This window comes from Streptomyces anulatus, assembly GCF_000721175.1.
Taxonomy (GTDB): domain Bacteria; phylum Actinomycetota; class Actinomycetes; order Streptomycetales; family Streptomycetaceae; genus Streptomyces; species Streptomyces anulatus_C.
In genome coordinates, this window is the sequence record NZ_JOEZ01000007.1 from 291,564 (window position 1) to 304,692 (window position 13,129).

General features: G+C 70.9%; 13 protein-coding genes and 1 pseudogene. 5 read left to right on the forward strand and 9 right to left on the reverse strand.

The features are described from left to right. Nucleotides 1-32 precede the first annotated feature (32 nt). A complete protein-coding gene (gene nagB, locus IG90_RS0109770) occupies nt 33-818 on the reverse strand; it encodes a glucosamine-6-phosphate deaminase (RefSeq protein ID WP_030580607.1) in 786 nt (261 codons plus the stop codon). 262 nt (nt 819-1,080) lie between these two features. Between nagB and IG90_RS0109775 the strand changes: the two genes are divergently transcribed. Both IG90_RS0109775 and IG90_RS0109785 read left to right on the forward strand, forming a co-directional pair. Further along, nucleotides 1,081-2,163, forward strand: a complete 1,083-nt coding sequence (locus tag IG90_RS0109775) for an SIS domain-containing protein (protein ID WP_030580610.1) — start codon at nt 1,081-1,083, stop codon at nt 2,161-2,163. A 532-nt stretch (nt 2,164-2,695) separates the two neighbouring features. Further along, nucleotides 2,696-4,162, forward strand: a complete 1,467-nt coding sequence (locus IG90_RS0109785) for a sensor histidine kinase (RefSeq protein WP_030580613.1) — start codon at nt 2,696-2,698, stop codon at nt 4,160-4,162. A gap of 172 nt (nt 4,163-4,334) precedes the next feature. Here the strand turns inward: IG90_RS0109785 and IG90_RS0109790 are convergent, their stop codons facing one another. Together IG90_RS0109790 and IG90_RS0109795 are read right to left on the reverse strand one after the other, a co-directional pair. Further along, nucleotides 4,335-4,592 carry a WhiB family transcriptional regulator gene (locus tag IG90_RS0109790; RefSeq protein ID WP_003953983.1) on the reverse strand — a complete coding sequence of 86 codons (258 nt, stop codon included), beginning with the start codon at nt 4,590-4,592 and terminating at the stop codon, nt 4,335-4,337. A gap of 319 nt (nt 4,593-4,911) precedes the next feature. Continuing rightward, nucleotides 4,912-5,880: a diacylglycerol/lipid kinase family protein gene (locus tag IG90_RS0109795; protein WP_030580616.1), complete on the reverse strand. Its 969-nt coding sequence runs from the start codon at nt 5,878-5,880 to the stop codon at nt 4,912-4,914. A 165-nt stretch (nt 5,881-6,045) separates the two neighbouring features. On the opposite strand from IG90_RS0109795, the gene IG90_RS0109800 reads away from it, so the two are divergent. After that, nucleotides 6,046-6,495, forward strand: a complete 450-nt coding sequence (locus IG90_RS0109800; protein WP_030580619.1) for a hypothetical protein — start codon at nt 6,046-6,048, stop codon at nt 6,493-6,495. Between the two features lie 13 nt (nt 6,496-6,508). Here the strand turns inward: IG90_RS0109800 and IG90_RS0109805 are convergent, their stop codons facing one another. From IG90_RS0109805 to IG90_RS0109815, 3 genes are all read right to left on the reverse strand, one after another. Continuing rightward, a complete protein-coding gene (locus IG90_RS0109805) occupies nt 6,509-7,465 on the reverse strand; it encodes an RNA polymerase sigma factor SigF (RefSeq protein WP_411572619.1) in 957 nt (318 codons plus the stop codon). After that, a complete protein-coding gene (locus tag IG90_RS0109810; protein WP_003966375.1) occupies nt 7,462-7,875 on the reverse strand; it encodes an ATP-binding protein in 414 nt (137 codons plus the stop codon). Before IG90_RS0109810 ends, IG90_RS0109805 begins: the two co-directional genes overlap by 4 nt. A gap of 232 nt (nt 7,876-8,107) precedes the next feature. Then, nucleotides 8,108-8,368 (reverse strand): UBP-type zinc finger domain-containing protein, encoded by a 261-nt coding sequence (locus IG90_RS0109815; RefSeq protein ID WP_030580625.1) that lies wholly within the window; start codon nt 8,366-8,368, stop codon nt 8,108-8,110. A 35-nt stretch (nt 8,369-8,403) separates the two neighbouring features. Between IG90_RS0109815 and IG90_RS0109820 the strand changes: the two are divergent. Beyond that, nucleotides 8,404-8,664 (forward strand): annotated as a pseudogene (locus IG90_RS0109820) (Na+/H+ antiporter); the annotation flags it as partial. Nucleotides 8,665-8,768: 104 nt separating this feature from the next. Here the strand turns inward: IG90_RS0109820 and IG90_RS0109825 are convergent. The 3 genes from IG90_RS0109825 to IG90_RS0109835 all read right to left on the reverse strand — a co-directional run bounded on the left by IG90_RS0109825 (nt 8,769) and on the right by IG90_RS0109835 (nt 11,492). Beyond that, nucleotides 8,769-9,698 (reverse strand): 1-aminocyclopropane-1-carboxylate deaminase/D-cysteine desulfhydrase, encoded by a 930-nt coding sequence (locus IG90_RS0109825; RefSeq protein WP_030580631.1) that lies wholly within the window; start codon nt 9,696-9,698, stop codon nt 8,769-8,771. A gap of 34 nt (nt 9,699-9,732) precedes the next feature. Then, the gene (locus tag IG90_RS0109830; RefSeq protein WP_030580634.1) at nt 9,733-10,929 is read right to left on the reverse strand and encodes a globin domain-containing protein; all 1,197 of its coding nucleotides are present in this window, start codon (nt 10,927-10,929) and stop codon (nt 9,733-9,735) included. Between the two features lie 116 nt (nt 10,930-11,045). Then, the gene (locus IG90_RS0109835) at nt 11,046-11,492 is read right to left on the reverse strand and encodes an RrF2 family transcriptional regulator (RefSeq protein ID WP_030580637.1); all 447 of its coding nucleotides are present in this window, start codon (nt 11,490-11,492) and stop codon (nt 11,046-11,048) included. A 176-nt stretch (nt 11,493-11,668) separates the two neighbouring features. On the opposite strand from IG90_RS0109835, the gene IG90_RS0109840 reads away from it, so the two are divergent. After that, nucleotides 11,669-13,075 (forward strand): family 2B encapsulin nanocompartment shell protein, encoded by a 1,407-nt coding sequence (locus tag IG90_RS0109840; RefSeq protein WP_030580639.1) that lies wholly within the window; start codon nt 11,669-11,671, stop codon nt 13,073-13,075. Nucleotides 13,076-13,129 lie beyond the last annotated feature (54 nt).

The following is a 13,129-nucleotide window of genomic DNA, read 5'->3' on the forward strand; positions in this document are numbered from 1 at the left end:
CGTCCCGGCCCTCAGCCGCGCAGGGGCGAGCCCTACAGCCCCTGCCACCCCGGCTTCGCCGCATACGTGGCGCGGAAGTAGTCCGCCAGCTTCAGCTTCGACGCCGCCGCCTCGTCCACGACAACCGTCGCGTGCGGATGCAGCTGGAGCGCCGAGGCCGGCACGATCGAGGCGACCGGCCCCTCCACCGTCTGGGCGACGGCCTCCGCCTTGCCCTCACCGGTGGCCAGCAGGATCGGGTGACGGGAATCCAGGATCGTCCCGATGCCCTGCGTGATCACGTGGTGCGGCACCTGCTCGATGTCGTCGTCGAAGAAGCGCGCGTTGTCCACCCGGGTCTGCTGCGTCAGCGTCTTGATCCGGGTGCGCGAGGCGAGCGAGGAGCACGGCTCGTTGAAGCCGATGTGCCCGTCCGTGCCGATGCCCAGGAGCTGGAGGTCGACGCCGCCCGCCTCCGCCAGCGCCCGGTCGTAGGCCTCGCAGGCCGCCTGGACGTCCTCGGCCGAACCGTCAGGGCCCATGAAGGAGGCCTCGGAGAGCCCGAGCGGCTCGACGACCTCGCGCAGCACCACGGAGCGGTACGACTCCGGGTGGCCCGCGGGCAGCCCCACGTACTCGTCGAGCTGGCAGATCCGGGCGCGCGACGCGTCGACCGCACCGGAGGCGACCTTCGCCGCGAGCGCACGGTAGACGGGCAGCGGGGTCGAGCCGGTGGCAACGCCGAGCAGGGCGTCGGGCTTGCGGGTGAGCAGCGCGGCGATGGCCTCCGCGATCAGTTCGCCGCCTGCCGTGGCGTCCGGGACGATGACAACTTCCACGCTGTGCCTGCCGATCTGACTAGGGGAGCCGGTGGTATAGACCAATCAAGGTCCCAATTTAGCAGAATCCAGCAGCCGAACGGTGGACAGTCCGCCCATCGGCCGCGCAGCCCGGCCCGCCCCCCGGCCCCGCAGCCCGGCCCGCTGGCGGGTCAACGCATTGCCTGGTCGACTTGTCCGGTACGACGCGCACCCCGCACCCCGCATCCGGCGGACCGTGCCGTCCCGTCTGCCGATGCCGACAGCCCAGGGAGGCCCCCACATGTCCGCCACCCCTCCGGCCGACCGGAGCGGCCAGGGCGACGAGCCCGGCCGCATCATGTCCGGCGAAATGGCCGAGCAGCCCGCGATGCTGCGCCGGATCCTCGAACAGGGTGCGCCCCGCATCCAGGAGGTCGCCGCCGAGATCGCCGCCCGGAAGCCCCGGTTCGTGCTGCTCACCGCCCGGGGTACGTCGGACAACGCGGCGCTGTACGCGAAGTACCTGCTGGAGATCCGCCTCGGACTGCCCTGCGGGCTGGCCTCGATGTCCACCACGACGGCCTACGGCGCCAAGCCGGACCTGCGGGACGTCCTGGTGGTCATCGTCAGCCAGTCGGGCGGCTCGCCGGACCTGGTGGCCTCCACGAGGGCCGCCCGGGAGGCCGGGGCCGTCACGCTCGCCGTCACCAACAACCCGGACTCCGCACTCGCCGCCGTATCCGAGTACCACATCGACATCCTGGCGGGCCCGGAGAGGGCGCTCCCGGCCACCAAGACGTACACCGCCTCCCTGCTCTCCCTCTACCTCTTCGTGGAGGGCCTGGGCGGCAACGACGGTACGGCGGCCGCCGCGGGCCTGGCCGACCTCGCGGGCGCGATCCTGGGCCGCCGGGCCGAGGTCAAGGCGCTGGCCTCCCGCTACCGCTTCGCCGAACGCATGGTGATCACCTCGCGCGGCTACGGCTACCCGACGGCCAAGGAAGCGGCCCTGAAGCTCATGGAGACCAGCTACATCCCCGCTCTCTCCTACTCCGGCGCGGATCTGCTGCACGGCCCGCTGGCGATGGTCGACAACATCTCCCCGGTGATCGCCGTGGTCACCGACGGCCGGGGCGGCGAGGCCCTCCAGCCGGTGCTGGACCGGCTGCGCGGACGCGGCGCGGATCTCTTCGTGGTCGGCCCCAAGGCGCAGGTGGAGGCGGCATCGGCCGGCTTCTCGCTGCCGACCTCGGGCGTCCCGGAGGAGTTGCAGCCGATCCTGGAGATCCTGCCGCTGCAGATGCTGGCGTACGAGGTGACGATCGCCCGGGGTCAGGACCCCGACGCGCCCCGGGCCCTGGCGAAGGTCACCGAGACCCGCTGAGCGCGTCCTGTCCGAGAGGGCCCGGAAACACCCGCGGGCCACGGCGCCAGGACGGGACCCTCAGCCCGTCCGGCACCGCAGCCCGGAGCTGCGGGCCTGCCTTTCGGAACAGGCCGGGCTCGCGTGCCCCGGCACGCGCATCTGCGGCGTTGTCGTCGGTAGCCGACGCTCGCTCCGCGTCGACTCCCTCCTCCGTCTTGCAGCTGCACGCACCGGACCCCGCTCGCTGATCCGGCCTGTTCCAAAAGGCAGGCCCTACCTGGCCGGCGGTGTGCGGTGCCTCCGGCCACTGGAGGCACCGGCGCAGTCAGGGCAGAGAGTGCCGGAGCCTCGGTCCGCTCTCCTGTGCGGGGAGAGCGGAGGTCGTGATGAACTCATTGTGGACTAGACCAATTGCCCGTGTCCATCCATGTGCACGACATTCTCCGGCCGGGTGCCGGGCCTGTCCGTCGTGCTGCCCATGGCACGGCCCGGCGGGCCGATCGGTTCGAACGCCTCCGGTAACCCCAGGTACGCTCCACACGTGCCCTCCATGAACGACCTCGTCCGCCAGCACACCGCTCTGAGCGACACCGACCTCGAGTGGCTCCATCTGCTGGTCTCGGAGTGGCAACTGCTCTCCGACCTCTCCTTCGCCGACCTCGTGCTGTGGGTCCCGACCCGCGACGGCACGCGGTACGTCTCCGTCGCCCAGATGCGCCCCAACACCGGGCCCACCTCCTACCAGGACGACATGGTCGGCCACCTGGTGCCGCGCGGCCGCCGCCCGCTGCTGGACGCGGCCCTGGACGAGGGCCGGATCGTGCGCGAGGGCGACCCGGAGTGGCGCGAGGAGGTGCCCGTACGGGTCGAGTCCATCCCCGTACGCCGCGAGGGCCGGGTGCTCGGCGTCATCGCCCGCAACACCAACCTCCTCACCGTTCGCACCCCCTCCCGGCTGGAGCTCACCTACCTCCAGTCCGCCTCCGACCTGGCCCAGATGATCGCCGCCGGGGCCTTCCCCTTTCCCGGCCAGCAGGTCGACATGGACGCCTCCCCGCGCGTGGGCGACGGCCTGATCCGGCTCGACGCCGACGGGATCGTGCAGTACGCCAGCCCCAACGGCCTCTCCGCGTACCACCGCCTCGGCCTCGCCTCCGACCTGGTCGGCCACCACCTCGGCACCACCACCGCGGAACTGGCCCCGTCCAAGGGGCCGGTGGACGAGGCCCTGGTCAAGGTGGCCAGCGGTTACGCGCCCCGCGAGTTCGAGGTCGAGTGCGCGGGCGGGGTGATCCAGCTGCGGGCCATCCCGCTCAAGCCCAAGGGCGTCCGCATCGGCTCCCTGGTCCTGCTCCGGGACGTCACCGAACTGCGCCGCCGCGAACGCGAGTTGATCACGAAGGACGCCACCATCCGGGAGATCCACCACCGGGTGAAGAACAACCTCCAGACGGTGGCCGCCCTGTTGCGCCTCCAGGCTCGCCGGATGGACTCCGAGCAGGGCCGTGAGGCGCTCAACGAGGCGGTCCGGCGCGTCGGTTCGATCGCCATCGTCCACGAGACGCTGTCCCAGAATCTGGACGAGCGGGTCGAGTTCGACGAGATCGCCGACCGGGTCATCGCGATGGTCTCGGAGATCTCCCCGGGCAAGGTGACCTGCCGGCGCACCGGACGCTTCGGCGTCCTCGACGCCGAGGTCGCCACCCCGCTCTCCATGGTGCTGACCGAGGTTCTGCAGAACGCCCTGGAACACGCGTTCGCCGTGGCCGACCACGGGACGGTGGAGGTCTCCGCAGTGCGCGGCGGATCGCCCACCGAGGGGCGGCTGCTGATCACCGTCACCGACGACGGGCGCGGGCTGCCCGAGGGGTTCGACCCGAAGCGGGCCGGCAACCTCGGGCTCCAGATCGTACGGACGCTGGTGGAGGGGGAGTTGGGCGGCACGTTCGGCATGGTCCCGGCCCCCGAACGCGGCACCCAGGTGGTGCTGGACCTCCCGGTCCAGGGCGACAGGTAGGGATACGGAAGCGCACACAGCGGAGCGGGCCCGGACCGTGGTGACGGTCCGGGCCCGCTCCGTGGTGCTCACGTTGCGATGCGCTTCGGGGTACTGCGCGCTGCGACTCGAAGGCGGGGCTGTGCGTACGCTCTGTACGCGCCGCCGGGCTGAGGCTTGGTACGGCTCTCGCTCAGGCGCTTGCGTTGCGCGCCCGGTTGCGAGCGGCGCGGCGCTTCATCGCGCGGCGCTCGTCCTCGCTGAGTCCACCCCAGACGCCGGAGTCCTGGCCGGACTCGAGCGCCCACTGCAGGCACTGCTCCATGACGGGGCAGCGGCGGCAGACGGCCTTGGCTTCCTCGATCTGCAGCAGCGCAGGACCGGTGTTGCCGATGGGGAAGAACAGCTCGGGGTCTTCCTCACGACAAACGGCGTTGTGACGCCAGTCCATGGCTGCTACCTCTCCTTGGTATTACACGCTGTTGCTTGTGAATGTGAACGCTTTCACGAATCCCCCCGCAGATGACGGGCCGACCCCCAGAAGGACTGGGTGTGGTCTGTGATGGTGAGGAGGGGTTCTGGCTCTCAGTGGAGGCCGGTGTTGCGGGCCGTCCCGATCGCCATGTAGAGATTCGCAAACCTCGGCGGCGGATACAACCCCTTCTGGAAAGTTTTTTTTGATTCCTCGGTGTCGACTAGGTCACAGCCGCACTTCTTAGGGGTGGGGGCCAGTCCAAACGTTCGAGTTAAAGGGCTTTAGGCCCTTCCACTCACACAATCACACGCAGTGCACGGCGTACGCCTGTGAACGTCACGCTCGTACGCAGTCCTAGGTGGTCGCCGTCCATCTGGAAGGGCAGTGGGACCTTTGAATGCAAGGTGAAGTCCGTGAGGTCGTGCCGTGAAACGGCGTGCTTGCCGCGCGGCCCCTTCTCGGGGCTCGACGTGAGCAGCTGGGTGCCGTAGAGGGCCACCGCCGGGGCGGACAGACGCTTCAGTCCGAGGACGTCCAGCGCGGTGTCGAAGGAGGCCTTCGGTGAGGCGTACATCGGACGATTGCCCAGGTAGGTCCAGGGGGCGGTGTTGCAGATTATGGAGAGTGCGAGGTCGGTCACCGGGTCCTGGCCGGGTACGTCGAGCGTGATCTGGCCGTGCCTGCGGTGGGCCTCGTTCAGGAACTGCCGCACCACCTGGCGCACGTACAGGGCGTGGGTCGAACGCTTTCCGTGCTCGCGCTTCTGTTCGACCCGGCCGATGACTCCGGCGTCGAATCCGAGACCGGCGCAGAAAGTGAACCAGCGTTCGGGGACCGATTCGTCCTCGGTCCCGGGAGTGCCGGCGGCCAGGCCGAGCCCGACCGTGCGTTCGGTCCGGTTCTCCAGGGCGTCCAGGATCGCGCCGGTCGCCTCCACCGCGTCGTTCGGCAGCCCCAGGGCGCGCGCGAAGACATTGGTGGACCCGCCGGGGACCACGGCGAGCTTCGGGAGGCCGTCCACGTCCGGGCCGCGGTGCAGCAGCCCGTTCACGACCTCGTTCACCGTGCCGTCGCCGCCGAGGGCGACCACCAGATCGATGTCGTCGCTGTCCGCGGCCCGCCGTCCCAGGTCCCGTGCGTGCCCCCGGTACTCGGTGGTCACCGCCTCCAGCTTCATCTCGCTGGCCAGCGCGTGGATGAGCACATCACGGGTGCGGGCACTGGTGGTGGTAGCAGCTGGGTTGACCACGAGGAGTGCGCGCATGACGGTCAGCCTACCTACCGGGCGGTTCGGGCCTGTAGTCCCGGTTCGCTGCGCTCGGGGCCGGTGACGGAACGTGACCGGCCCGCGCGCCGTGCGCCCGAACGGGGGATGCTCCTCCGCACCCCGGCTTCACTTCCGGACCCCGGGGATGCCAACCTGAAAGGCGTGAGCACTCAAGCGACACCCTCCACCCCGTCGCCCTCCGCAGCGGAGCGCCCGATCAGGATCACCGTCCTCGCCGGGGTCAACGCCCTCGAAGGCGTGGCGCTCGCCGTCGGTGGCGTCTATCTGCTGATCATGGGAGTGCTCGGGAACCTGGAGAGCACGCAGCAGGCGGAGACGGTCGGGATCACGCTGATCGCGCTGGGCGCGATCCCGCTGACCGCCGCCCGCGGACTGCTGCTGCTGCGCGGCTGGAGCCGCGGGCCCGCGCTGATCACCCAGATCATGGCGCTGCCCGTGGCCTGGACGCTGCTGCGCTCGCAGGGCGCGCTGATCCCCACCGGGATCGTTCTGGCGGCGGTCGCCGTCACCGGCCTCGTGCTCGTACTGAACCCGGCGACCACCCGGATCCTGGGCATCCGCCGGGGCCCCAGGGCGACCCCCGGGGCCTGAGGACGCCTTCGGGCTACTCCTCGACGAGCAGCCGCTCGCGCAGCTGCGCGAGGGTGCGGGCCAGCAGCCGTGAGACGTGCATCTGCGAGATGCCGACCTCCTGGGCGATCTGCGACTGGGTCATGTTCCCGAAGAAGCGCAGCAGCAGGATGCGCTTCTCGCGCGGTGGCAGATCCTCCAGGAGCGGCTTGAGCGACTCCCGGTACTCCACGCCCTCCAGCGCCTCGTCCTCCGAGCCCAGCGTGTCCGCGACCGCGGGCGACTCGTCGTCCGTGTCCGGCACGTCCAGCGAGAGCGTGCTGTACGCGTTGGCCGACTCCAGGCCCTCCAGCACCTCCTCCTCGGAGATGCCGAGCCGCTCGGCCAGCTCGTGCACCGTCGGCGAGCGGCCGTGCTGCTGGGAGAGCTCCGCGGTGGCCGTGGTCAGCGAAAGACGCAGCTCCTGGAGGCGGCGCGGCACCCGCACCGCCCAGCCCTTGTCCCGGAAGTGGCGCTTGATCTCGCCGACCACCGTGGGGGTGGCGTACGTCGAGAACTCCACGCCCCGGTCCGGGTCGAACCGGTCCACGGACTTGATCAGCCCGATCGTGGCGACCTGGGTCAGGTCGTCCAGCGGCTCACCGCGATTGCGGAAGCGGCGGGCCAGATGCTCAACCAGCGGCAGATGCATCCGCACCAGCCGGTTGCGCAGTTCGGCCTTCTCCGCCGAACCGTCGGGCAGCGCCCGCAGCGCGAAGAACAGGGCCCGGGCCCCGCTGCGGTCGTGTGGATCGTGGTGCCCGTGCTCGCTCATCTGGCCCGCCCGCTCTGCCTGCGACTGCTGCTCCACCGCGACGTTGAGGCTCTCGGGCCCGTCCGCTCCGTCCACCGGATGCGGCCGGGCCTGTTGCTCCGGGATGCCTGCTGGGCGCACCACCCCGGGTCGGATCGTCTCGTCCCGCACAGGACCGTCCCCGTTCCCGTCGCTCACGCCGGCCCGGGGCCCGCGCCGCGCTGTTTGTAGAGGCTGATGCTGACCGTACGGTCGTCGGCGACCGTGGAGTCGACCTTGCCGGCCAGTGCGGAGAGCACCGTCCAGGCGAAGGTGTCGCGCTCGGGCGCCCGGCCGTCCGTGGTGGGCGCCGACACCGTCACTTCGAGGGAGTCGTCGACGAGACGGAAGACGCAGCTGAGGACGGAACCCGGCACGGCCTGCTGGAGCAGGATGGCGCAGGCCTCGTCGACCGCGATGCGAAGATCCTCGATCTCGTCGAGAGTGAAGTCCAAGCGCGCTGCGAGACCGGCCGTGGCCGTTCGCAGCACCGACAGGTAGGCACCCGCAGCGGGCAGTCGGACCTCTACGAAGTCCTGATTCCCGGGCTCGCCTGCGATCTGGGACACCCTCACCTCCAAGGTGGCACAAACTCTTTCGAGGTTCCGGGAAGGGGGGCCCGGAGCCATGCGGTCCGTCGACGGTTCTTCGGCTCGGCGACGTTATCGGATCCATGATGCCGTGTCGTACGGACCCCATACCCCGTCCGTCACTCATGGTAAGCCCATGAGTACACACAGTGGCTAGGGGTCTGCGGCGTCCAATTACGAAGAACCAGCGCCGCATTGACGTACCCAGACGTCAGACGATCGAACCGTCCTCGAAGCACCGGCGCCGGCTCTCGCCCGGCTCGAAGCTCCGCATCACGGGGCGACCGGTCGCCCGGAAGTGTCCGGTGGCGTGCCGCAGCGGCGACGAATCGCAGCACCCGACGTGCCCACGGGTCATGCAGAGCCGCAGCTGCACGGGGTGGGTGCCCGCCTCCAGGCACTCGGGAAAGGTCTCGCCGATCGGCACGGGCTCGGGGCGTGACAGATCCGCTGCATGCGCACACTCGCTCATGATGGGCAGGTTACGACGGATCCGAGGACGGTGGGATCGACGCGCTGCCGCTGGCGGCCCTGGTCGCGGCCGGTGCCGCGGTCGCCGGCGCGGCCCGCCGCACCCCGGTGCCCGCCCCGCTCGTGCCGGTCGTCGCCGTGGGGCTCGTGGCGGGCTGTCTGCCGGGCGTCCCGACGTACCACCTGGACGCGCACGTGGTGCTTCCGCCGTTGCTCCACACGGCGGCCTTGGACAGCTCCTACCGGGACCTGCGGGCCGACGTCCGGCCGGTCACCCTGCTCTCCGTGGGGTACACGCCCTAGGCCGAGCGCGAGGTCTTCGTCCGGCTTCGGGACGAGCGGCGGATCGGCGACGAGATGATGCGTACGCCGCTGCGCCGGCTGGATCTGGAGGAGGCCGCCTACCGGGAGGCGGACGACTCCTGAGGCGGCGGCGCGTCCGGGGTTCCGGTGATCACGGCGGCCACCCGGGCACCCGGCTCGAACGCCCCCTCCTCGGCCAGTGCGGTCAGCGCGAACAGCAGCTTGGCGACGTAGACGCGCTCCACGGGCAGCCCGTGCCGGTCCTCGAAGTCCGTGGCGAAGGCCTCCAGCTCCGGGGTGGAGCGGGCGTAGCCGCCGAAGGTGAAGCGCTCCTCCAGTGACCAGTTGCCGGACGGGGCGCCGAACGCCTCGTGTTGGAGCCGCTCCACGGCCGGTCCGAGGAAGCCGCCGCGCAGCACCGGGACGCCCAGCGCCCGCTGCCCGGGGGCCAGGCCGCCGGCGAGCCCGGCCAGGGTGCCGCCGGTCCCGCAGGCCACGGCCGCCACATCGCTCTCCCCGCCGAGCTCGCGTCCCAGCGCCGTACAGCCCTGTGCGGCCAGCGCGTTGCTGCCGCCCTCCGGTATGACCTCCACGTCCCCGTACAGGCTCAGCAGCCCCTCCAGGACCTCGGGGGAGGCCTTCGCCCGGTACGTCGTGCGGTCCAGGAAGTGCAGGCGCATGCCGTCGGCCGCGCACCGGGCGAGCGACGGGTTGAGCGGCCGGCGGGCCAGCTCGTCGCCGCGGACGACGCCGATGGTGGGAAACCCGAGCAGCCGCCCGGCCGCCGCGGTGGCCCGGAGGTGGTTGGAGTACGCGCCGCCGAACGTGAGCACGGTGCGTCCGGCGGCGGCCTCCAGGTTGAGGACGAGCTTGCGCCATTTGTTGCCCGGCAGGTCGGGGTGGATCAGGTCGTCCCGCTTGAGGAGCAGCCGAACGCCCCGCCGTGCGAAGCGCTCGTCCTGAACCTCGTGCAACAAAGACGGCACGTCGGGCTTCAGGAGGGCGTCGAGGCGGGGCGGGCGGTTCACCCGGCCATTGTCGCCTCCCCGGGCCCATGCCTCTTCAGGAAGCTGCCAGCCAGAGGTCCGGGCCGAACACCTCGTAGTGGATGTCGGCCGGCCGGACCCCCGCCTCCAGCAGCCGGGTCCTGACGGCCCGCATGAAGGGGAGCGGGCCGCACAGATAGGCGTGCGTGCCCGGCCGTACGGTGATGCCGTCCAGGTCGACGAGGCCGGTGCGGTTCACGGGGTGCCCGGCCTCCGGGGTCTCGTACCAGAAGTGCGCCTCGGCGTCCGGGAGCTTCTCCGTCAGGCGGAGGTGGTCGGTGCGCAGGGCGTGGTCGGCCGGTGAGCGGTCGCCGTGCACCACGGTGACCGGACCCCCGTGGCCCTCCTGTGCGAGGTACTCCAGCATCGACAGCATGGGGGTGCAGCCGATGCCCGCCGACGCCAGCAGCAGGGGCGCGTCCAGGTGGTCGAGCACCAGGTCCCCGTAGGGGACGGAGACGCGCAGCAGGTCGCCCGCGCGGGTGTGCTCGTGCAGGTGCCGGGAGACCTCGCCGTCGGGGGTGTCCTGGCCGCGTACGTGCTTCACGGTGATCGACCGCAGCCGGGAGCCGGGGGCGCAGGAGAGGCTGTACTGGCGTATCTGGCGGGCCCCGTCCGGGAGTTCGACCTGTACGGAGACGTACTGGCCGGGCCGGAAGGCGGGCGGGGGCGTGTCATCGGCGGGGCGCAGCAGGAAGGTGGCGACGTCCTCGGTCTCCTCGACCCGGGCGGTGACCTCCCAGCTGTGCCACACATCGCCCGCCAGGACGCCCTGCTGCGCGTAGAGGCGCTCCTCGATGGCGATCAGGGAGCCCGCCATCAGCCAGTAGACCTCGTCCCAGGCGGCGGCGACCTCCGGGGTGACCGCGTCGCCCAGGACGTCGGCGATGGCCGCGAACAGATGGGTGTGCACCACCTTGTACTGCTCCGGGGTCACTCCGAGCGAGGCGTGCTTGTGGGCGATCCGGTCCAGCATCACGTCGGGCCGGGTGCCGGGCCGCTCCACCAGTTGGGTCGCGAAGGCGGCGATGGACCCGGCGAGCGCCTGACGCTGACCGCCGGAGGCCTGGTTGCCCCGGTTGAACAGGTCCCGCAGCAGCTCGGGGTGGGCGGCGAAGAGCTTCTCGTAGAAGAGGTCGGCGATGTCCCCGATGGCCGCGCCGACGGCGGGGAGGGTGGCGCGGACGGTGGCGGTGGACCGGTCGGAGAGCATGAAAAGGCTCCTTATTGGAGTGCTGGATGCGTATTTACGGGCGAAGGGCGGCCCGTCGGTGCGCGCGGGTGTGTCCGGGCGGCAGAGGCGGGCGGAGGGGTGAGCCGTGGGCGGGTTCAGTCGGGCGGGGGGCCGCTGCCGATGCCCAGCAGGAGCGGGCCGGTGGGGGAGGCGACGAGGTCGGTGACGGTGATCGGGTCCAGTGCCGCGTAGAAGGCCTCCTGGGCTCCGCGCAGGGCCCCGCGCAGCCGGCAGGCGGAGCGGAGCGGGCAGGGGGTGTCGCCCTCGCACTCGACGACCTCCTCCGGCCCCTCCAGCTCCCGCACCAGCGAGCCGATCGGCACGGAGCGGCCGGCGGAGGTGAGGGTGAGCCCGCCGCCCCGGCCGCGACGGGCGTCGAGGAGGCCGAGGTGCTGGAGCCGGGCGACGACCTTCGCGGTGTGCGTGTACGGGACCCGCATGGTGGCCGCCACCTCGCGGGTGGTCGGCGGCTCCTGGCCCTCGGCGACCGCCAGTCGCATGAGGACGCGGAGTGCCACGTCGGTGAATCTCGTCAACCGCATGGGCTCAGGGTAGATAAGTGGCATGAAAGATGCAAATTAAGCGGTCCGCCCGGCGACGGGGGTCAACGTGCCCCACTCGAAGGCGGATCAGTCGCACTCTTTTGTGTAATAGCGGGCACGTCCTCCTGCTGAAAGGCTTCTGCATGCAGGTCAGCCCATGATCGAAAGGACGTCGGATGTCCGTTGGTGAAGAGGTTCGGGACACGCAGGCGCCGCCGCAGCAGAGTCTGGGGACGGAAGCTGCGCGGAACCTCGCGACGATCACCAAGACCGCGCCGCAGATGCAGGAGATCACCTCACGGTGGCTGCTGAAGATGCTGCCGTGGGTGCAGGTGCAGGGCGGTACGTACCGGGTGAACCGTCGGCTCAGCTATGCGGTCGGTGACGGCCGGGTGACGTTCGTCCAGACCGGGGACCGGGTGGCCGTGATCCCCGCCGAGCTGGGGGAACTGCCCGCTCTGCGTGATTTCGGGGACGAGGAGGTCCTCGCCGAGCTCGCCCGCAGGTGCGAGCAGCGGGACGTGGCCGCGGGGGAGGTGCTCGCCGCCTCGGGGGACGCGGCGGACCGGGTCTTCCTGCTGGCGCACGGAAAGGTCGAGAAGATCGGAGCCGGACCCTACGGCGACGAGACGGAGCTCGGAGTCCTCGCCGACGGCGCGTACTTCGGCGACCAGAGCCTGGTCGACGGCGGCGCCACCTGGGAGTACACCGCCCGCGCGGTCACCCCGTGCACGCTCCTCAGCCTGAGCCGTGCCGATGTGTACAACCTCGCGGAGCGCGCCGAATCGCTGCGCGGCCATCTCGCGGGTCTGCTCTCCATCCCGCATCAGCGGACCAACCACTTCGGCGAGGCGGCGATCGACGTCTCCGCCGGCCATGTGGGGGAGGCGGTCGTCCCGCACACCTTCGTCGACTACGACGCGGCCCCGCGCGAGTACGAACTGAGCGTCGCGCAGACGGTGCTGAAGGTGCACAGCAGGGTCGCCGATCTCTACAACCAGCCGATGAACCAGACCGAGCAGCAGTTGCGGCTCACGGTCGAGGCGCTGCGCGAGCGTCAGGAGCACGAGCTGATCAACAACAGGGAGTTCGGGCTGCTCAACAACTGCGACTACGGGCAGCGGATCCAGCCGCACGACGGGGCGCCCAGCCCGGACGACATGGACGAACTGCTCTCGCGCCGCCGCGGATCGAAGCTGTTCCTGGCCCACCCGAAGGCCATCGCCGCCTTCGGCCGCGAGTGCAACCGGCGCGGACTCCTCCCGGAGAGCGTCGACATCGGCGGCCACCACGTGCCCGCCTGGCGTGGGGTGCCGATCTTCCCGTCCAACAAGATCCCCGTCACCGACGCCCGCACCACGTCCATCATCTGCATGCGGACCGGCGAGGCCGAGCAGGGCGTCGTCGGCCTCCAGCAGACCGGCATCCCTGACGAGATCGAGCCGAGCCTCTCGGTCCGCTTCATGGGCATCGACGAGCAGGCGATCATCTCCTACCTCGTGACGGCGTACTACTCCGCCGCCATCCTGGTACCGGACGCCCTCGGAGTGCTGGAGAACGTCGAGGTCAGCCGCTGGCGCTGACCCCGAGTCACCCCGGGGGCCCGCATCCATCACCTCGCCCCAGGGAGTGACCGT